This window comes from Nocardioides lentus (assembly GCF_039529515.1).
GTDB lineage: Bacteria > Actinomycetota > Actinomycetes > Propionibacteriales > Nocardioidaceae > Nocardioides > Nocardioides lentus.
On record NZ_BAAAMY010000015.1, the window covers coordinates 26537 to 46026 of the forward strand.

19 protein-coding genes and 1 riboswitch are annotated in these 19490 nt (G+C 75.7%); of the genes, 2 read left to right on the plus strand and 17 right to left on the minus strand.

Features of this window, described 5'->3' with window-relative positions:
- Positions 1–25: 25 nt before the first annotated feature.
- The gene (locus tag ABD158_RS18940; RefSeq protein ID WP_344009530.1) at positions 26–364 is read left to right on the plus strand and encodes a hypothetical protein; all 339 of its coding nucleotides are present in this window, start codon (positions 26–28) and stop codon (positions 362–364) included.
- On the opposite strand, the gene ABD158_RS18945 is transcribed toward ABD158_RS18940, so the two are convergent.
- The 12 genes from ABD158_RS18945 to ABD158_RS19000 form a co-directional block, all read right to left on the minus strand.
- On the minus strand, positions 357–1817 hold the full coding sequence (locus tag ABD158_RS18945) for a phospholipase D-like domain-containing protein (RefSeq protein ID WP_344009532.1): 1461 nt from the start codon (positions 1815–1817) through the stop codon (positions 357–359). The two genes, ABD158_RS18940 and ABD158_RS18945, sit on opposite strands and share 8 nt — an antisense overlap.
- 9 nt (positions 1818–1826) lie before the next feature.
- Positions 1827–2027 (minus strand): hypothetical protein, encoded by a 201-nt coding sequence (locus tag ABD158_RS18950; protein ID WP_344009534.1) that lies wholly within the window; start codon positions 2025–2027, stop codon positions 1827–1829.
- A gap of 120 nt (positions 2028–2147) precedes the next feature.
- Positions 2148–2627 (minus strand): 6,7-dimethyl-8-ribityllumazine synthase, encoded by a 480-nt coding sequence (gene ribH, locus ABD158_RS18955; protein ID WP_344009536.1) that lies wholly within the window; start codon positions 2625–2627, stop codon positions 2148–2150.
- The gene (locus ABD158_RS18960) at positions 2624–3928 is read right to left on the minus strand and encodes a bifunctional 3,4-dihydroxy-2-butanone-4-phosphate synthase/GTP cyclohydrolase II (protein ID WP_344009538.1); all 1305 of its coding nucleotides are present in this window, start codon (positions 3926–3928) and stop codon (positions 2624–2626) included. The genes ribH and ABD158_RS18960 overlap by 4 nt, the downstream gene beginning before the upstream one ends.
- The gene (locus ABD158_RS18965) at positions 3925–4623 is read right to left on the minus strand and encodes a nicotinamide mononucleotide transporter family protein (RefSeq protein ID WP_344009540.1); all 699 of its coding nucleotides are present in this window, start codon (positions 4621–4623) and stop codon (positions 3925–3927) included. Before ABD158_RS18965 ends, ABD158_RS18960 begins: the two co-directional genes overlap by 4 nt.
- Positions 4620–5234 carry a riboflavin synthase gene (locus tag ABD158_RS18970; protein WP_344009542.1) on the minus strand — a complete coding sequence of 205 codons (615 nt, stop codon included), beginning with the start codon at positions 5232–5234 and terminating at the stop codon, positions 4620–4622. Before ABD158_RS18970 ends, ABD158_RS18965 begins: the two co-directional genes overlap by 4 nt.
- Positions 5235–5327: 93 nt before the next feature.
- Positions 5328–5457: riboswitch (FMN riboswitch) on the minus strand.
- Between the two features lie 63 nt (positions 5458–5520).
- Positions 5521–6189, minus strand: coding sequence for a ribulose-phosphate 3-epimerase (gene rpe, locus ABD158_RS18975; protein ID WP_344009544.1), 669 nt, complete (start codon positions 6187–6189; stop codon positions 5521–5523).
- A 52-nt stretch (positions 6190–6241) separates the two neighbouring features.
- Positions 6242–7912, minus strand: a complete 1671-nt coding sequence (locus ABD158_RS18980; protein ID WP_344009546.1) for a RecQ family ATP-dependent DNA helicase — start codon at positions 7910–7912, stop codon at positions 6242–6244.
- 40 nt (positions 7913–7952) lie between these two features.
- A complete protein-coding gene (locus ABD158_RS18985) occupies positions 7953–8387 on the minus strand; it encodes a TY-Chap domain-containing protein (RefSeq protein WP_344009548.1) in 435 nt (144 codons plus the stop codon).
- On the minus strand, positions 8384–9346 hold the full coding sequence (ligD, locus tag ABD158_RS18990; RefSeq protein WP_344009550.1) for a non-homologous end-joining DNA ligase: 963 nt from the start codon (positions 9344–9346) through the stop codon (positions 8384–8386). The genes ABD158_RS18985 and ligD overlap by 4 nt, the downstream gene beginning before the upstream one ends.
- Before the next feature lie 51 nt (positions 9347–9397).
- Entirely contained in the window at positions 9398–10915 is a 1518-nt protein-coding gene (locus ABD158_RS18995; RefSeq protein WP_344009552.1) for an FAD-dependent oxidoreductase, read from the minus strand.
- Positions 10916–10990: 75 nt separating this feature from the next.
- Positions 10991–11926: an AurF N-oxygenase family protein gene (locus tag ABD158_RS19000; protein WP_344009554.1), complete on the minus strand. Its 936-nt coding sequence runs from the start codon at positions 11924–11926 to the stop codon at positions 10991–10993.
- Between the two features lie 142 nt (positions 11927–12068).
- On the opposite strand from ABD158_RS19000, the gene ABD158_RS19005 reads away from it, so the two are divergent.
- Positions 12069–12797: an AAA family ATPase gene (locus ABD158_RS19005; RefSeq protein WP_344009556.1), complete on the plus strand. Its 729-nt coding sequence runs from the start codon at positions 12069–12071 to the stop codon at positions 12795–12797.
- Positions 12798–12964: 167 nt separating this feature from the next.
- Here ABD158_RS19005 and ABD158_RS19010 read toward each other — a convergent pair whose 3' ends face one another.
- The 5 genes from ABD158_RS19010 to metK all read right to left on the minus strand — a co-directional run bounded on the left by ABD158_RS19010 (position 12965) and on the right by metK (position 19395).
- Positions 12965–14287, minus strand: coding sequence for an RsmB/NOP family class I SAM-dependent RNA methyltransferase (locus ABD158_RS19010; RefSeq protein WP_344009649.1), 1323 nt, complete (start codon positions 14285–14287; stop codon positions 12965–12967).
- A gap of 20 nt (positions 14288–14307) precedes the next feature.
- Positions 14308–15255, minus strand: a complete 948-nt coding sequence (gene fmt / locus ABD158_RS19015; RefSeq protein WP_344009558.1) for a methionyl-tRNA formyltransferase — start codon at positions 15253–15255, stop codon at positions 14308–14310.
- Positions 15256–15262: 7 nt separating this feature from the next.
- Positions 15263–15808 (minus strand): peptide deformylase, encoded by a 546-nt coding sequence (gene def / locus ABD158_RS19020; RefSeq protein ID WP_344009560.1) that lies wholly within the window; start codon positions 15806–15808, stop codon positions 15263–15265.
- A gap of 104 nt (positions 15809–15912) precedes the next feature.
- Positions 15913–18048 (minus strand): primosomal protein N', encoded by a 2136-nt coding sequence (locus ABD158_RS19025; protein ID WP_344009562.1) that lies wholly within the window; start codon positions 18046–18048, stop codon positions 15913–15915.
- A gap of 156 nt (positions 18049–18204) precedes the next feature.
- Positions 18205–19395: a methionine adenosyltransferase gene (gene metK / locus ABD158_RS19030; RefSeq protein WP_344009565.1), complete on the minus strand. Its 1191-nt coding sequence runs from the start codon at positions 19393–19395 to the stop codon at positions 18205–18207.
- Between the last annotated feature and the right edge of the window lie 95 nt (positions 19396–19490).

The window sequence follows — 19490 nt, forward strand, 5'->3', positions numbered from 1 at the left end:
CCCGGTCCTCGGCGACGATGCCCCGATGGACCTCGACGGGCTGGACGCGCTGGCCACCGGCCTCGACGGGGTCCGTCGCACGACCCGGGACGGCCTCGCCCGCTGGCAGTACGACGGGCGACTGGTCGTGCGCGAGGTCGACGCCCGGACGATCGTCGTCCGGGTCCCCTTCGACGTGCGGGCCCTGCTGCTCGCGGCGCACCCGGCGGTGTTCGCCGTGCCGCAGCGCTACGCCCGCCACATGATGGTCGTCGCCTACCTCGACGCCCCCGACCCCGCGACCGACGACGCGGTCGAGGACGCCGTCGTGGCGGCGTGGCGGCTGCAGCGGGCCCAGGGGCGCGGCGAGTCGGGGCTCACATGAGGGACGAGGCGAGGCGGCAGACGTTGTCGACGTAGCGGGCCCGCAGCGGCTGGCGGCGCCACTCCTCCGGGCTCAGCTCGCGCGAGACGGCCAGGTACTCGGCGTCGGAGGCGAGCAGCCGCTGCACCAGGCCCCCGCCGAAGCCGAGCAGCATCACCTCGTAGTTCAGCGTGTAGGAGCGGTAGTCCATGTTGGACGAGCCGAGCACGCCGACCGTGCCGTCGACGGTGAGGTACTTCGCGTGCAGCACCGCCGGCGCGGGGTAGAGGTGGATCCGCACCCCGGCCTCGAGGAGCGCGGAGTAGTAGGAGCGCTGGGCGTGGCCGACGACGAACTGGTCGGCCTCCTCGCCCACGAACAGGTCCACCCGCACGCCGCGGTAGGCCGCGGACGTGATCGCGGCGAGCAGCGACTCGTCGGGCACGAAGTAGGGGCTGGTGATGGACACGGCGCGCGTCGCGGCGTGCACGAGCGCGGTGAACAGCCGCAGGTTGGGTCCGCTGGGGAAGCCCGGGCCCGACGGCACGAGCTGCATCGCGTTGGTGCCCGGGGTCGCGGTGCCGGACCGGGCGAGCCCGAACTCGTCGGGGTCGAGCCGCTCGCCGGTCTCGAGGTACCAGTCGGTGGCGAAGACCGCCTCCACCCCGACGACCGCCTCGCCGGACAGCTCGAGCGTCAGGTCCTTCCACCGCCGGCCCACCCGGGCGTTGCGCTCGCTGCCGTACGACGGGCCGATCAGGTTGTGGGACCCCACGAAGGCGCGGCGGCCGTCCACGACGAGCAGCTTGCGGTGGTTGCGCAGGTCCGGGCGGCGCCACTGCCCGCGCAGCGGCCGGATCGGCATCATCAGGTGGCAGGCGATGCCGGCCTGGGCGAGCCGGCGCTGCAGGGAGCGGAAGCCGTCGTACTTCCGCGAGCCGAGGTGGTCGAGGAGGAAACGGACCTGGACCCCGCGCCGGCCGGCGGCGACCAGCGCGCTGAAGACCGGGTCGGTGGCGTCGTCCCAGCTGGCGATGTAGAACTCGACGTGCACGTAGTGCTCGGCGGCCCCGACGGCGCGGGCCATGGCCGCGAAGGCCGCGTCGGTCTCGGTGTGGACCGCCTCGTCGGTGCCGGTGACGCAGGGCAGGCCGGTGAGGTGGCGGCTCATGCGCACCACGGACTCGAGACCCGGCCCCGGCGCGAACCCGTCCGGCACGGTCGGCAGGGCCCGGGTGTGCTCGACGAGCAGCTGGTTGGCCTCGGCCTGCACGCGGTGGCGTCGACCCCGGACGTAGGGGCTGCCGATCAGCCAGTACAGCGGCAGCCCGAGCACCGGGATGAAGAAGATCGCGAGCAGCCAGGCCGACGACGAGCCGGGGTTGCGGCCCTCCGGCACCGTGCCGAGGGCGCCGATCTTCACGACGTACTCGCCGATGAGCAGCGCGGCGCCGACCAGCTGCAGGATGTCCACGCCGCGAGGCTAGGCCGTCACGCGGCGGTGTCGGGGGATCCCGTCGGCCAGCACCTCGAGGTTCGTGGACAGGTGGGCGTCGCTGACGCCGAGGGTGTCGCGCACGACCCCGACCTCGAGCCCGGCGACCCTCCGCAGCGGGCCACGGATCCGCAGGCGCACGGCGGGGTGGACGACCTCGTCGGGTCGCGGGGCGGGCGGGGCGGTCATGCGTCGCCCGCGGCCAGCAGCGCGACGAGGAGCCCGCCGAGGAGGGCCCGGGGCAGGCGCCGGCTGCCCGAGCCGACGGGCTCGGTCACCGAGGCCCTGTGGCGACGGCGGTGGGACGCCTCAGCGCGGGGGCAGCTCGCGGAGCACGCGGGCCGTGGCGAGGGCGGCCGTGGTGGCCTCGTGCCCCTTGTCCTCGCTGCTGCCGGGGAGGCCGGCGCGGTCGAGGGCCTGGGCGTCGGTGTCGCAGGTCAGCACCCCGAACCCGACGGGGACGCTGTGGTCGAGTGCGACCCGGGTCAGCCCGTCGGTGGCGGCCGAGCAGACGTAGTCGAAGTGGGGCGTGCCGCCGCGCACGACCACGCCGAGGGCGACGACGGCGTCGTACCCGCGGTGGGCCAGCACGCCGGCGACGACCGGCAGCTCGAAGGTGCCGGGCACCCGGACCACCGTCGCGCCCTGGACGCCGTGCTCGGCGAGCGCCCGGTGGGCGCCGGCGAGGAGCCCGTCCATGACCTCGGTGTGCCAGCTCGCGGCGACGACCGCGACCCGCAGGTCGGAGGCGTCGAAGGTCTCGGGGGCGGGGGCGCCGTGGCCGCTCATCGTGCTGACTCCTGGGGGGCGAGGTCGGGGTGGTCGGAGGGGTCGCTCTGCTCGGGGAGGTTGCCGATCTGGTGGCCCATGCGGTCGCGCTTGGTGAGCAGGTAGGCCAGGTTGTGGTCGTTGGGGCGGGGCGTGAGCGGCACCCGCTCCGCGACCGCGACGCCGTAGTCGGCGAGGTCGGCGGTCTTCTCGGGGTTGTTGGTCATCAGCCGCACCGAGGTGACGCCGAGGTCCTTGAGGACCTGGGTGGCGGTGCCGTAGTGACGCGCGTCCGCGGGCAGGCCCAGGTCGAGGTTGGCGTCGACGGTGTCGCGACCGCCGTCCTGCAGCTGGTAGGCCTGCAGCTTGGCGACCAGGCCGATGCCGCGACCCTCGTGGCCGCGCAGGTAGACCACGACGCCCGTGCCCTCGGCGACGATCCGCTCCATGGCCTCGTCGAGCTGGGGACCGCAGTCGCAGCGGTCGGAGCCGAACACGTCGCCGGTCAGGCACTCGGAGTGCACGCGGGTCAGCACCGGCTCCCCCGCCGCGATCGCGGCGTCGAGGTCGCCGTGGACGAGCGCGACGTGCTCGGAGCCGTCGAGGGTGACCCGGTAGCCGTGCGCGGTGAAGTCGCCGTACCGCGTCGGCAGGCGGGTGGTCGCGACGCGCTGCGCGTGGGCCTCGGTCCGCCGCCGGTGCCGCACCAGGGCCTCGATCGAGATCATGGCCAGGCCGTGGGTGTCGGCGAACTCGCGCAGCTCGGGGCCGCGCTTCATCGTGCCGTCGTCGTTGACGACCTCGACCAGCACGCCGGCCGGGGTGAGCCCGGCGAGGCGGGCGAGGTCGACGGCCGCCTCGGTGTGACCACGCCGCACCAGCACACCGCCCTCGCGGTAGCGCAGGGGGAACACGTGCCCGGGGCGGGTGAGCTCCCAGGACTCGGTGGCGGAGTCGGCGAGCACGCGTGCGGTGTGCGCGCGGTCCGCGGCCGAGATGCCGGTGGTGGTGCCGTCGCGGGCGTCGACCGAGATCGTGTAGGCCGTGCGCAGCGGGTCCCGGTTGTGGGGCGTCATCAGGGGGATCTCGAGCCGCTCGAGGGTCGTGGCCTCCATCGGCACGCAGATCACCCCCGAGGAGTGCCGGATCGTGAACGCCATCAGCTCCGGCGTCGCCCTCGACGCGGCGAAGATGATGTCGCCCTCGTTCTCCCGGTCCTCGTCGTCGACGACGACGACCGCCTTCCCGGCGGCGATGTCGGCGATCGCGCGCTCGACGCTGTCGAGGCGGACCCCCTCGGGTCCGCTCGTGGGGCCGCTCATCGCAGCACCTCCTCCTTCGTGGTGGCGGCCACCTCGACGACGCGCCGCGAGGCGCGCCACCAGGTGAGGAGGCCGACGACGCAGAACGCGCCGTAGAACAGGTACATCGCCGCGGTGGGGTAGTAGCCGGCCTGCACCAGCGTGGTCACCCCGACGACGTCGACGGCGATCCAGACCAGCCAGAACTCGACGTAGCCGCGGGCCATCCCCCAGGTCGCGAGCAGCGAGCCGGCGAGGATCCAGGCCTCGGTGGCGGGCCCCCAGGAGCCGATCGCGCTGAGCAGGGCGTACGCCGCGGCGTACCCGAGGACGGCGAGGCCGAGCAGCTGCAGCCGCTCGGTCGCGCCGGCCCACCTCGGGGCGACCGCGCCGCCGTCGTCACCGGCCCGGCTCCGGCCGGCCGCGGACCAGCGCCACCAGCCGTAGAGGCCGACCGCGACGAACATCAGCTGGCGACCGGCCTGGCCCCACAGCGGCTCGCCGCCGGTCGACCCGCCGAGCTCGCCGGTGACGAACACGGTGAACAGCAGGGTGTTGCCGACCAGCCCGACGGGCCAGGCCCACACGACTCGGCGCATCCCGAGCAGCGCGGAGGCGAGACCGAACGCGTTGCCGACGACTTCGCGGACGGCGAGCTGGCCGCCGGCGACCGCGATGGTGCCGTGCAGCAGCCACTGGAGCGCCTGGTCGGTCACGCCGTCCCCCCGCGGTGGGCCAGCAGCTTCTCGACGTGCTTGGCGAGCACGTCGACCTCGAGGTTGACCCGCTCGCCGACGGCGCGGGCGCCCAGCGTGGTGCGGGCGAGGGTCTCGGGGATCAGGCTCACCGCGAACCCGGTCGGGGTGGTGCGCAGCACCGTCAGGCTCACGCCGTCGACGGTCACCGAGCCCTGGTCGACGAGGTAGCGGCCGAGCGCGGGGTCGGGCAGGTCGATCGACACGACCTCCCAGTGCTCGCCGGGCTCGCGGGCCACGACGGTGCCGACGCCGTCGACGTGGCCCTGCACGAGGTGGCCGCCGAGCCGCGTCTGCAGCGTGGCGGCCCGCTCGAGGTTGACCGGGGCGCCCGCGGCGACGTCGGCCAGCGAGGTGCGCTCGAGGGTGGCGAGCATGACGTCGGCGGTGAACTCGCCGTCGCCGAGCGCCGCGACCGTCAGGCAGCAGCCGTTGACGGCGATCGAGTCGCCGAGCGCGGCGTCCGTGGTGACGGTGCCGGCGGCGACGGTCAGTCGTGCGGCGTCCTGGTCGGCCCCGACGCGCTCGACGGCGCGGACGGTGCCGAGCTCCTCGACGATCCCGGTGAACATCTGGCTGTGCCTCTCGGTGGTCCGTGAGGCCCCGGGGAGGGTGGGCGCAGGTGGTGCGGTCCGACGGCGGGGCCGGTGGCCACGTCGTCTCGCCTGCGTGCGCTTCCCTTCCGGACTCTCACCGTCGGTCCAGGAGTTGCACCTGGTCAACCGGCCACTGGCGGTGGCCGGGTCGCGGACTTTCACCGCCGGCTCGGATTTCCACCGACCCCAGAGCACGCGAGCGTGTCGCTCGTCTTCGGGCTCAATATGCCAGAGGTGGCGTTTGTTCCCGGTGTGCGTCTGCTCACCCGTTGGTGCGGGCCCCCTCGGCGAGACCTCGCAGCTCGGCGATCATCGCGTCGGGGTCGTCGGCGGAGTAGACGGCGCTGCCCGCGACGAACGTGTCGGCGCCGGCCTCGGCGCAGCGCTCGATGGTCTCGGGCGACACGCCGCCGTCGACCTGGAGGCGGCACTCGACGCCGTGGGCGTCGAGCAGTGCCCGGGTCCGGCGGATCTTGGGCACGACGAGGTCGAGGAAGGACTGGCCCCCGAAGCCGGGCTCGACGGTCATCAGCAGCACCATGTCGAGCTCGCCGAGCAGGTCGCCGTACGGCTCGATCGGGGTCGCGGGCCTCAGCGCCATGCTGGCGCGGGCGCCGGCGGCGCGGATCTCGCGAGCCAGCCGGACCGGTGCGGCGGCAGCCTCGACGTGGAAGGTGACCGACGCGCACCCGGCCTCGACGTACGTCGGGGCGTGGCGGTCGACGTCGGTGATCATGAGGTGCGCGTCGAGCGGGGTGTCCGTGCTGCGCGCCAGGGCCTCGACCATCGTCGGGCCGAAGGTCAGGTTGGGCACGAAGTGGTTGTCCATCACGTCGACGTGCACGAGGTCGGCCGAGCCGATCCGGGCCACCTCCTCGCCCAGGCGGGCGAAGTCGGCGTTGAGGATGCTCGGCGTGATCTGGATGCCCACCCGCGCCAACCTAGGCCACGGCGCGGCCGCCCCGGCGCCCGGTCCGGCCCGTTCAGCGGGCGGTGAGCAGCTCGTGCTCCTGGGCCAGGCGGACGTCGAGGGTGCGGTAGCCGGCGTCGTCGAAGAGGACCGTGACGGTGTCGGCCTCGGCGTCGGTGACGGTGCCGTCGCCGAACTCGGGGTGGCGCACCGCGGTCGAGGGCGCGAACGGGTGGTCGGCCCGCTCGACCTCGGCGTGCGCGTCGGCGGCGGTGCCCGCGCGGCAGGCGTCGCAGTGCCCGCAGGGCTCGTGCTGCTCGCCGAAGTAGGCCAGCAGGAACTCGACGCGGCAGCGGTGGGTCTCGGCGTACGTGCGGACCATCTCGACGCGGCTGCGCTCGAGACGCTGCTGGGCCTCCGCGACCTCGAGGGCGGAGTCGACGACGGCGCGCGGCTCGGGGTCGCCGTCGTCGAGCCGGACCCGGCCCAGCTCGAGCAGCGTCAGCAGGCGTCCGGCCTTCCGGCGTCCGAACGGGAGCTCGTCGGCCACCGCGGCCGGGTCGACGGCGGCGAGGTCGACGGCGGCGAGGCTGTCGGCGCGCGTGAGGCCGCCGACCACGTCGAGCGTGCGGCGCAGCTCGGTGCGCGAGGGGACGCCGCCGACGAAGTAGCGGCCCAGCGCGAGGTCCTCGGGTCGGTACATCATTACCGCGGTGGCGGCCTCGCCGTCGCGGCCGGCGCGGCCGACCTCCTGGTAGTAGGTGTCGGGCGACCCCGGGACCTGGGCGTGCACGACGAAGCGGACGTCGGGCTTGTCGACGCCCATCCCGAACGCCGAGGTCGCGACGACCACGTCGAGGCGCCCGGCCATGAAGTCGTCCTGGACCTGCTCGCGTCGGCGCCGCGCCATGCCGCCGTGGTACGCCGCGACGTGCTCGCCGCCGAGGTCCTCGGCGAGCAGCGCGGCGAGCTCCTCGACCGCCGGGCGGGTGCGCGCGTAGACGAGGCCGGCGTGGCCGGCGGCGTGCTGCTCGGCCACCAGCGCGCGGGTCGCCGACGTCTGCGCGTCGGCGTCACGGCAGCGCCGGACCACGAGCTCGATCTCGGGACGGTCGAACCCGGTGACCACCACCCGCGGCTCACGCATCCGCAGCCGCTCGACGATCTCGTCGCGCACCGGGGCGGCCGCGGTGGCCGTCATGGCCAGCACCGGCGGCGACCCCAGGTCGGCGACGAGCGCGCCGAGGCGCTGGTAGTCGGGGCGGAAGGAGTGCCCCCACGCGGAGACGCAGTGCGCCTCGTCGACGGTGACCAGCACCGGGGCGAGCGCCCCCAGGGCGGCCCGGACGTCGGCGTCGGCGAGCAGCTCGGGCGAGCAGAAGAGGTAGCCGACCTCGCCGGCGGCGGCGCGCGCCAGGGCCTCCTCGCGCTGCGCGGGCGTCTCCACCGAGCTCAGCCGGGCCGCGGCGACCTCGGTGGGCGCGCGGGTCACGGCGTCGACCTGGTCCTGCTCGAGGGCGAGCAGCGGCGAGACGACGAGCACCGGGCCGTCGAGCAGCCGGCCCGCGACGAGGTAGGTCAAGGACTTCCCGGCGCCGGTCGGCGCCACGAGGAGCACGTCGCTCCCCTCCGCCAGGGCCTCGACGACGTCGGCCTGCCCGGGGAGCAGGTGGTCGTGGCCGAAGTGGTCACGGGCGAGGTCACGGGCGAGGTCGCGGGCGCTGTGGGTGGTTCGGTCGGGCACCCGCGACCGGTTCCCCGTGCACGATCGTGCACACGGGGTCTCAGGGCTCGGGTTCCTCGCGGGTCCGCTCGACCTCGAGGCCGGCCACCTCGCAGCCCATCGTCTGCAGGGCGCGGACGAGCGAGCGGGCGAGCCGCGGTGCCGCCTGGAGCGGCGCCTCGCGCCACAGCGCGGTGGAGTCCGTCGACCAGGGCTTCTCCCAGCCCTGGCGCAGCAGCGCGTCGACGACGTCGGGGGCCAGGTCCCACCCGCCGCCCCACGACCGCGCGCCGACGCACTCGCCGACCAGCACGCTCTGGGCGGCCGTCACCTGCACCCAGCGTCGGGGCACGTCGGGCCGGCGGGCCGGGCCGAGCCCCAGGAAGGAGCGGCGGGCGGGGGGCCGGGTGTCGCCGACGACCACCGCGTCGTACACGTCGAGGGAGAGGGCCGCACCGGTGAGGCGGCGGGCCAGGTCGTCCCAGTCACCCCTCACGACGGGTCCTCCGGCTCGGGCGGGGCGGCCGCGCCGTCCCGCTCGTCGCGGTCGGCCCACTCCAGGAGCGGCGCGAGGTCGAAGGGGTGCTCGTCGATCCGCGCGTGCAGGTCGCCGAGCTCGGCGTAGCGGGCGGGGACGGTGGCGAGGGTGAAGTCGTCGGGCTCGCAGTCGTCGACCTCGTCCCAGCGCACCGGGGTGGAGACCGTCCCGCGCGGCGTGCCGCGCACCGAGTACGCCGCGGCGATGGTGTGGTCGCGGCTGTTCTGGTTGTAGTCGACGAACAGGTCCGCGGGGTCGCGGTCCTTGCGCCACCAGGCGGTGGTGACGTCGTCCGCGCGCCGCTCCACCTCGCGGGCGAACGCCAGTGCGGCCCGCCGGACCTCGGCGAACGGGCGCGGCGTCGTGCGGACGTAGACGTGCAGCCCCCGCCCGCCGCTGGTCTTGGGGTGTCCGACCGCCCCGAGCTCGTCGAGCACCTCGTGGACCACGCCCGTCGTCCGCTGGACCGTGGACCAGTCGCAGTCGGGTCCCGGGTCGAGGTCGATGCGCCACTCGTCGGGCTCCTCGACGTGACCGCGGCGGCTGTTCCACGGGTGGAACTCGACCGTCGACATCTGCACGGCCCAGATCACGCTGCCCAGCTCGGTGACGCACAGCTCGTCGGCGGTGCGGTTCCAGCGCGGGAACGTCAGTCGCACGGTCTCGACCCACGCGGGCGCGCCCTTCGGCAGCCGCTTCTGGTGGACCTTCTCCCCCGCCAGCCCCGTGGGGAAGCGGTGCAGCATGCAGGGTCGCTCCCACAGCGCGTTGACGATGCCGTCGCCCACCGCGAGGTAGTAGTCGACCAGGTCCCGCTTGGTGGCCCCGGTCTCGGGGAAGTAGACGCGGTCGGGGTTGGAGACGCGGACCACACGGCCGTCGACCTCGACCTCGATCGCGGGGGAAGGGCTGGCCACGTCCGCCAACCTAGCCCGCCGGGCCGGCCGGGACGCGCACGACGGCCCGCGTCAGGGCGTCGTGCGGCGGAGCCGGCGGGCGGTGCGGTGGAAGCCCCGGCGGCTGCGGGGAGGCCGCGGCAGGGCGCCGGCGGTGGCGTCGGCGAGCAGGGTGCGGACGGTCTCGGCGGCGTCGGCGCGGTTGTCGCCGATGCCCCCGGAGCTGCCGCGCTTGATCCACCCGGTCACGTAGGTGCCCGGGCGCCCGACGACGCGACCGGCCTCGTGCGGCACGGTGCCGGTGGCCTCGTCGAACGGCAGGCCCGGCACCGGGGCGCCGCGGTGGCCGACGGCGCTGACCAGGAGGCCCGCGGTCACCCGGGCGCCGTCGTCGAGCACGACCTCCTCGACGCGGCGGTTCCCGCGGAGCTCGGCGACCCGGGCGTCGAAGCGCAGGACGACCCGGCGGCCCGGCTCCGGCGGGCCGGCCAGGTCGACGCGACGGCGCGGCAGGTCCGCCAGGAGCGAGGCCGACGAGCCCGGACCCGCGAGGTCCCCGGCGTCGGTGGGCCCGGTCTCGTCGAGCACGACCTCGACGCCACCGACCTCCGCCGCGCGGGCGACGAGGGCGCGCAGCTCGGGGGCGGTCCAGGCGGCGTGCTCGGGTCCGCGCCGCCCGAGCAGGACCACCTCGCGCAGGGAGCCGCTGGCGATCGCGTCGACGGCGTGGCGGGCCGCGTCCGTGGCGCGGAGGCCGTCGGGGTCACCGGTGAGCACGCGCGCGACGTCCAGGGCGACGTTGCCGGTGCCGACGACGACGGCGCGGGGGTGGTCGGTCGGCACGGCGTCGGCGGGGACGTCGGGGTGGCCGGTGTACCAGCCGACCGCCCGCGGACCCGGCACGCTGCCGGGCAGGTCCTCGCCGGGGACGCCGAGCCCGCGGCCCACGGACGCGCCCACGGCGTACACGACGGCGCCGAAGTGCTCGGCGACCTGGTCGGTGCTCACGTCGCGGCCGACCTCGACCCCGAGGCAGACCTCGACGCGGGGGTGGTCGCGCAGTCGGGCGAAGGTGGCGTCGATGCGGCGGGTCGCGGGGTGGTCGGGCGCCACGCCGTACCGGACCAGCCCGCCGGCTACCTCGAGCCGGTCCACCAGGGTGATCCGGGCGTCGGTGTGGCGCAGCAGGTGGTCGACGGCGTACATGCCGGCCGGCCCGGTGCCGACCACGGCCACGTCGGGGGCGCGGAAGTCGCCCGGGAGCGCCCAGTCGAAGCTCGGCGGCTCCCAGGCCCGGAACAGCGGCGAGCCCTCCGGACGCTGCGCCACCGGCCGGCGGTCGGCGTAGAAGTCACGGTTGACGTCGGCGTAGACGACCTCGGCCGGCGCGAGCGAGTCCGCCGGCACCACGGCGTCGATCGGGCAGGCGTCGACGCAGGCCCCGCAGTCGATGCACGCGTCGGCGTCGATGTAGAGCATCGGCGCCTCGTGGTGGCCGGCCTCGGTGGGGCCGGGGTGGATGCAGTTGACGGGGCAGACGGACACGCAGGTGGCGTCCTTGCAGCAGTTCTGCGTGATGACGTGGGCCATGGCGGTCTCGGCTCGGCTGGTCGTGGGGTCGTCGACGGCGGTCGGGTCGTGGGTCGCGTCGTGGGTCGCTCGTCCTCAGAGGAGGTGCGCGCGCCCGTAGATGCGGCGCGCAGCCCGGGTGAGCAGGCCCGCCTCGCCGAGGAAGTCCATCAGGCCGGCGCAGCTGGAGCGCATCATGGCGTGGTGGTGGGCGTTGCCGGCGGCCGCCTCCACGGCGCGGTCGACGTCCAGCCCGGCCTCGGCGTACACGCGCGATGTGACCATGCTGGTGACGATGAAGTAGGCGGCGGAGGCCACCAGGAGCGCGCTGGCCTCGCGGCGCAGTCGGCCGGCGCCCTTCATGCGCTCGATCACCTCGTCGCGGGCGAACTTCATGTGCCGCGACTCCTCGACCACGTGGATGTTGTTGATGGTGCGCACGAACGGCACCACGCGCTCGTCGCGCATCCAGTCGCGCTGCATGACGTCGAGCACCTCCTCGGCGACGAGGATCGCGGCGTAGGCGGCCTCGCCCGTGGCGACGGTCTTGAAGAACCGGCCGAGCTCGAGGACGTGGCGCTTCGGCAGGTACGCCGGGGCGTTCAGCTTCTCGGCGCCGCGCGCGAACATGATCGAGTGCCGGCACTCGTCGGCGATCTCGGTGAGTGCCCACTGGAACTCCGCGGACGTGCGGTCCGTGGTGTACATGTCGCGGATCATCATCTGCTGCAGGATCAGCTCGAACCAGATGCCGGTGCTCGCGACGCAGGCCGACTCCTGGCGGGTCAGCTCGCGGCGCTGCTCCTCGCTGAGCTCGTCCCAGTACGACGTGCCGTAGAGCGTCGACCACTCCGGGCTGGCCCCGTGCAGGCTCTCGTCGAGGGGGGTCTCCCAGTCGACCTCGACGGTGGGGTCGTAGGACAGCTCCCGGCTGGAGTCCAGCAGCCGCTGCGCGACGCTGCGGTCCTCGGCGGGTCGCGGCTCGCCGCGCCCGTCGGTGGCGGCGGTCTCGGGGTGCAGGGTGCTGGTCACGTCGACTCCTCCGATGGTGTGTGCGACATGGTGTCTGCGACACAGTGTCACGTATCCGCGACGCCGTGTCACGCTTCTCCGGCCGAGAGCGAGCGAGATCACACCCGAGCCGACGTCGGCGCCGGGCCGTAGCGTGAGGCGCGTGGACGTCGACGGCCCGCCCGTGGTGCGAGCGTGGGTGGAGGACGAGAGCCGGCTGCCCACCGGCGCGTGGCCGCGCACGGTGCCCGCGGTCGAGCAGGTGGTGCGGGAGGGGTTCCGCCCGGCCCGCGGCGTGACCCTCCTCGTCGGGGAGAACGGCTCGGGCAAGTCGACGATCGTGGAGGCGCTGGCCGAGGCGTACGGGCTCTCCCCCGAGGGCGGGACCCCGTGGGGGCGCCACACCACCCGGGCCACCGAGTCACCGCTGGGCGGCGCCCTCCGGCTCCGGCGGGGGCTCGCCACCGGGCGCTACGGCTTCTTCCTGCGTGCGGAGACGATGCACAGCTGGTACACGTTCCTCGAGGACCACCCCGCCGGCCACGACCGGGAGCCCGTCTTCCACGAGATGAGCCACGGGGAGTCCTTCTTGGAGGTGCTGCGCACCCGGTTCGACGGTCCCGGCTTCTACTGCCTCGACGAGCCGGAGGCGGCGCTCTCGTTCTCCGCCACCCTCGCGCTGATCGGCACCCTCGCCGACGTCGCGAGGCTGGGCGGCCAGGTCGTCTGCGCCACCCACTCCCCCGTCCTGGCCGCCCTGCCCGGCGCGCGCCTGCTGGAGGTCGGCGACTGGGGCCTGCGCGAGACCGCCTGGGAGGACCTCGAGCTCGTCACCCACTGGCGCTCCTACCTCGAGGCCCCCGGCCGCTACCTGCGCCACGTCCTCGACTAGCCGGGTCGGCAGCTCCGTGCGCCGCCGCGACGCCGAGTCGTCAGTTCCGTGCACCGCCGGGACGGCCCGACCCGACCGGCTGCCCACAAGTGCCGACTCAGCGCTCCCCGGCCGCACACACCTGCCGACTCAGCGCTCCGGAGCCGCACACACCTGCCGACTCGACGTCAGGTACGGCGGAGCAGCGCGGCGAACATCGCGTCCGTGCCGTGGCGGTGGGGCCACAGCTGGGTCGTGCCCGGCAGCGGACCGGGGGCGTCGACGGGCATCGGGCAGGGCTCCAGCGTCACGTCGTCACGCGCGGCGACCGGCGCCACGACGTCGCGGGTCTCGGCCAGCAGCGGCGAGCACGTCGCGTAGAGGACGACGCCACCGGGGCGGACCAGCCGCAGCGCGGAGTCGAGCAGCGCGCGCTGGAGGGGGACGAGGTCGTCCACGTCCGCGGCCGTACGACGCCACCGCGCCTCGGGCCGCCGGCGCAGCGCCCCGAGCCCCGAGCAGGGCGCGTCGACGAGCACCCGGTCGAAGGACCCCGCCTCCAGGCCGGGGTCGGTGCCGTCGGCGGTGAGCACTTCCGCGACCCCCTCCGCGCCGCGGAGGGCCCGTCGTACCAGGTCGGCGCGGTGGGGCTGCTTCTCGACGGCCGTCAGGAGCGCACCGCGCTGGGCCCCGAGCCCCGCGAGAAGCGCGGCCTTGCCGCCCGGACCGGCGGTGAGGTCGAGCCAACGCGCGTCCGAGCCGGTCAGCGGCGCCCTCGCGAGGGCCAGCGCCACCAGCTGGGAGCCCTCGTCCTGCACACCAGCGTCGCCGGCCGCCACGGCCGGCACGGCACCCGGGTCGCCCCCGGTCATCGTGACGCCGCGCTTCGACAGGGCGGTCGGCGTCCCGCCCCCGCCGACGCCCACCTGGTCGAGCAGCGCGTCCCGGCTGATGCGGCCGGGGCGCGCGACGAGGGTCACGGCCGGGGCCGCGTTGTCGGCGGCGAGGAGCGCCGCGAGCTCGTCGTCGGCGCCGTCGAGCGCCTCGCGGAGCGCCGCGACCACCCACGCGGGGTGGCTGTGCCGCACGGCGAGGTCGGCGTCGGAGCCGCTCGGCGCCAGCTCGTCGAGCCACGCGTCGAGGTCGCGACCGCCGACCCGCCGCAGCACGGCGTTCGCGAAGCCCGAGGCCCCCTTCCCCGCGCGGTCCCGCACCAGGTCGACCGTCGTGGAGATGGCCGCGTGCGGCGGCACCCGCATCGCCAGCAGCTGGTGGGCGCCGAGCCGCAGCGCGTCGACGACCTTCGCCGCCGTCGTGGCCAGCGGTCGGTCGGTGCAGGCGTCGAGGATCGCGTCGTAGGTGCCGCGCCGGCGCAGCGTGCCCGAGGCCAGCTCGGTGGCGAAGGCGGCGTCGCGGCCGGTGAGGCCGTGCTCGCGCAGCAGCCGGGGCAGCACCAGGTTGGCGTAGGCGTCCTCGACGCGGACGGCGCGGAGCACCTCGTAGGCCGCCATCCGCGCGGGGTCCGGCCGGCTCACCGCCCGCCCCCGAGCAGCTCGCCGTCGGCGAGCCGCGCGCCGCGGGCCCAGTCGGCGGCGGGCATCTGCCTCTTGCCGAACGGCTTCACCTCGCCCAGGCGCACCGGTGTCGTCGCGGTGCCGACGTAGACGGCGTCCTTGCGCACCACCAGCGCGCCGGGAGCGACGCCGGCCGCGCTCACGTCGTCGGGCACGTCGAGGCCGACCGGGCCCACCTTGACCCGCTCGCCGTCGTGGGTCGACCACGCGCCGGGCGCCGGGGTGCAGGCCCGCACGCGCCGGTCGACGGCGAGAGCCGGCTCGGTCCACACCACCCGGGCGTGCTCGACCTCGATCTTGGGCGCGAGGGAGACGCCCTCGTCGGGCTGCTCCCGGGCCACCAGCGATCCGTCCTCGATGCCGTCGAGCGTCGCCACCAGCAGGCCGGCGCCGCCCGTGGCCAGGCGCCCGAGGAGGTCGCCCGCGGTGTCGTCCGGACGCACGACCTCCGTCATCACGCCGTACGTCGGGCCCGCGTCCATCGCCCTGACGATCCGGAAGGTGGTGGCCCCGGTGATCTCGTCGCCCGCCCACAGCGCGTGCTGCACCGGCGCGGCCCCGCGCCAGGCCGGGAGCAGCGAGAAGTGCAGGTTGACCCATCCGTGGGCCGGGATCCCCAGCGCGGAGGTCGGCAGGAGCGCGCCGTAGGCGACGACCGGGCAGCAGTCCGGCGCCAGGGAGCCCAGCTCCTCCTGGAACGCGGGGTCACGGGGGTGGTCGGGCTTCAGCAGGGGGACGCCGAGCTCCTCGGCCGCCCGGGCGACCGGGCTGGCGACCAGCCGCCGGCCGCGCCCGGTGGGCGCGTCGGGGCGGGTGACGACGCCGACGAGCTCGTGGCCCGAGGCGGCCACGGCGGCCAGGGCCGGGAGCGCGACCTCGGGCGTGCCCGCGAAGACGACCCTCACGCGGCGCTCACAGGCCGAGGCCCCCGGTGACGTGGGGCGAGACCTTGACCCGCGGCTTCTCCGCGGCGAACCACTCGGCCGCCCGGACCTCGCGCATCACGGCCTTGCGGGCCTCGGCGTCGAGGCGGTCGATGAACAGCACGCCGTCGAGGTGGTCGGTCTCGTGCTGGATCGCCCGCGCGAGCAGCTCGGAGCCGTGGACCGTGACCGGCTCGCCGTGGACGTCGAAGCCCTTCGCGACGACCGACATCGCCCGACGGCACTCGGCGGTCAGCTCGGGCAGCGACAGGCACCCCTCGAGCCCCACCTGCTCCTCCTCGGACAGCTCGAGCGTCGGGTTCACCAGGTGGCCGACCTCGCCGTCGACGTTCCAGGTGAAGACCCGCACCCCGACCCCGATCTGGGGCGCGGCCAGACCGGCTCCGGGCGCCTCCAGCATGGTGTCGGTCAGGTCCTCGACCAACCGGCGCAGCTCGGCGTCGAAGTCGGTGACCTCGCTCGCGCGACGGCGCAGCACGGGGTCCCCGAAGAGGCGGACGGGCCGGACGGCCACGGGGCGGCTCCTGGTGGTGGAGGGTGGGACGGGTCGACCTCGCAGTCTAGGGCGCCACCGGGGACGCACCCCGACCCCGACCCGGTCGCAGGTGGGCGGCCGCGTCACAGGCTCGGCGGGTCGACCTGCACCCGGACGACGGGCTGCTTGCGGGCCGAGCGGCGCCGCAGCAGGTCCGCCAGCGCGCGTGACAGGCCCGGGCCCGCCACCCGTGGCACCTTCAGCACGACCCGCTCGAGGTCGTCCTCGGCGAGAGCGGACGGGCCGGTGGGCAGCACCGGCACCGGGCCCAGGACGTCGACCCCCTCGGGCACGCCGAGCTGCTCGAGGGCCTCGGCGAGCACCTCGGCCGGTGCCGTCAGCGAGGCCAGGCGGCTCGCGGGCGGCAGCCCCGCCTCGGCCCGCGACACGGTCTCGCGCTCCGCGAACCCGGCCGGGTCCCACCTCACCAGCGCCTGCACGGCCGGGTGCCCGGGGTCACCGACGACCACGACGCGACCACCGGGCCGCACCAGGCCGGCGGCGCCCAGCCAGCGCCGCAGGGCCTCCTCGTCGCTGCGCAGGTCGACCCGCCCCAGGGTCAGCCAGGTGTCGAGCAGGACCACGGCGTCGTAGCCCGCGCCGCCCTCCCCCGACCCGGCCCCCGACCCGGCCCCCGACCCGGTGCCCGGCTCGACGACCGGCTCGGCCCCGGGCGTGGCCACGACGACGGCCGGCTCGTCGGGCACGGACGCCAGCACGCCGTCGCCGGCCGAGGAGCGCAGGCGCGCGCCCGGTAGCGCGCGGCCGAGCTCCTCGGTGGTGCGGTCGCTGCCCCGGACCGGCGCGCGCAGGCGGGTGTCGCCGCACTCGGAGCAGGCGTGGCCGGGGTCGGCGGTGCCGCACCAGCGGCAGGTGGGCGGGGCGTCAGGACCGTCGACGGCGAGCGGCCCGTGGCAGCGCGGGCAGCGGGCCGGGGTGCGGCAGCGCGCGCACGCCAGGCTGGGCGCGTAGCCGCCGCGCGGCACCTGCACCAGCACCGGCCCGCGCGTCAGGGCGTCGCGGACCACGTCGCGGGCGACGGTCGGGAACCGCGCGGCGCGCCCGGCCGGGTCCCGCTCGACCTCCCGGTCGTCGGCCCCGGCCACGGTGACCGTCACCCGCGACCGCACCACCTCGCGAGGCGGCGCCACCGCGTGCGCCCAGCCCGAGCGCACCAGCTGGGCCGCCTCGACGGTGCGGGCGAACCCGCCCACCAGCGCGGCCGTGCCCTGCTCCTCCGCGCGCAGCAGCAGCGTCTCGCGGGTGTGGGGGTACGGCGCCCTCGGCTCGGCGTGCAGGTCGTCGCCGTCGTCCCAGATCGCCACCAGCCCCAGGTCGGCGACGGGCGCGAGCGCGGCCGCGCGGGTGCCGACCACGACCCGGCGCGCGCCGCGGGACACGGCGAGGAAGTCGCGGTAGCGGGCGGCCGGCCCCACGTCGGCGCGCAGCGCCACGTGGTGGCCCTCCCCCAGCACCGCCGTCAGCGCGGCGGACACCCGGTCGACGTCACGACCGTCGGGCACGCAGAGCAGGGCCCCGCGCCCCCCGGCGTACGCCGTCGCGGCGGCGTGGGCGAGCAGCAGCGGCCAGTCCGCCCCCGGGGCGGCGGTCCACACCGCGCGGGGCGACCCGCCCTCCGCGAGGTGCGCCAGGAACGCCCCGGCCGGCTCGTGACCGGTCCACGCGGCGACGGCGGCGTCGCGCGTGGGGCCGGGCGCCGGCGGCGCCGGGGCCGGCGGGGACGCCTTCTTCTCCGTGGTGGCGTGGCGCGGCGGCACGGCGAGACGGAGCACGTCGCCGCGCGTCCCGGCGTACCGCTCGGCGAGGCGGGCCGCGACGGCGGCCACCTCCGGGCGCAGCACCGGCTCGCCGCTGACCACGCGGCGCAGGGGGCGCAGGGAGCCGCCGTGCTCGCTCGCCGCCGCGCGGTCGACGACGTAGCCGTCGACGTCCTGGCCGGCGAAGCGGACCTTGACCCGCACCCCGGCCGTCACGGTGTCCGCCATGGCCCGCGGCACCAGGTAGTCGAAGGTGCGGTCGAGGTGGGCCAGGGGCACGTCGACGAGCACCGAGGCGACAGGGTCGACCTCGGCGGGCTCGGCGGCGGGCGTGGCCGCCGCCGCCTCGGCGCGGCGTCGTGAGGTGCGCGCCGACGCCCGGACGACCTCGGGGAGCAGCGCGGGCTGCTCGGCGAGGTCGTCGGGGTCGGCGTGGCTCATGCTCCGATCCTGGCAGCCGGGACCGACACCCCGACGGACACCGTCGCCGGGCCTGTGCACGGAGCCGGCGGCGGTGACGGACAGCGGGCCGGGCCCGCCCTCGCGGGACCCGGCGCCCGGTCGGGCCCGCCGCGCCGGGAGCTGCTGCCGGGTCGGCTAGATCCCGGCGGCGGCCTTGAGCGCGTCGACGCGGTCGGTGCGCTCCCAGGTGAAGTCGGGCAGCTCACGACCGAAGTGCCCGTACGCCGCGGTGGCGGCGTAGATCGGGCGCAGCAGGTCGAGGTCGCGGATGATCGCGGCCGGGCGGAGGTCGAAGACCTCGAGCACGGCGCGCTGGATCGTCTCGTCGTCGACGACGCCGGTGCCGAAGGTCTCGATGAAGACACCCACGGGCGCCGCCTTGCCGATCGCGTAGGCGACCTGCGCCTCGCAGCGCTTCGCGAGGCCGGCGGCGACGACGTTCTTGGCCACCCAGCGCATCGCGTACGCCGCGGAGCGGTCGACCTTCGACGGGTCCTTGCCGGAGAAGGCGCCGCCGCCGTGGCGCGCCATGCCGCCGTAGGTGTCGATGATGATCTTGCGGCCGGTCAGGCCGGCGTCGCCCATCGGGCCGCCGACGACGAAGCGACCGGTCGGGTTGACCAGCAGCCGGTAGTCGGTGGACGGGATGTCGAACGACGCGAGCACCGGGTCGATGACGTGGGTCTTCACGTCCTTCTCGAGGGTGTCGAGCTCGACCTCCTCGGCGTGCTGGGTCGACAGCACCACGGTGTCGACGCGCACGGGGCGGCCGTCGGCGTCGTACTCGATGGTGACCTGGGTCTTGCCGTCCGGGCGCAGGTAGGCCAGCGTGCCGTCCTTGCGGACCTCGGTGAGGCGCTGGGCGAGCCGCTGCGCGAGCGTGATCGGCAGCGGCATCAGCTCGGGGGTGTCGTCGCAGGCGTAGCCGAACATCAGGCCCTGGTCGCCGGCGCCCTGCTTGTCGAGCGCGTCGACCGAGCCGGTGCGGGACTCGTGGCCGGTGTCGACGCCCTGGGCGATGTCGGCGGACTGCCCGCCGATCGCGACCTGGACGCCGCAGCTGGCGCCGTCGAAGCCCTTGTCGGAGGAGTCGTAGCCGATCTCGAGGATCTTCTTGCGCACCAGCTCCGCCACCGGCGCGTAGGCCGTGGTGCCGACCTCGCCGGCCACGACGACGAGGCCGGTGGTCAGCAGCGTCTCCACGGCGACCCGGCTGGTCGGGTCGTGCGCGAGGAGGTAGTCCAGCACGGTGTCGCTGATCTGGTCCGCGATCTTGTCGGGGTGACCCTCGGTCACGGACTCGGACGTGAAGAGGCGTCCTGGCACTGGCTGGCTCCTGGTGATCGGTGGGGGCGAGGGCCCCGGAAGGTCTGAGGGAGCGCCCGGAGGCGCGGTGCGGTCACCCTAACCACGGGGTGCCG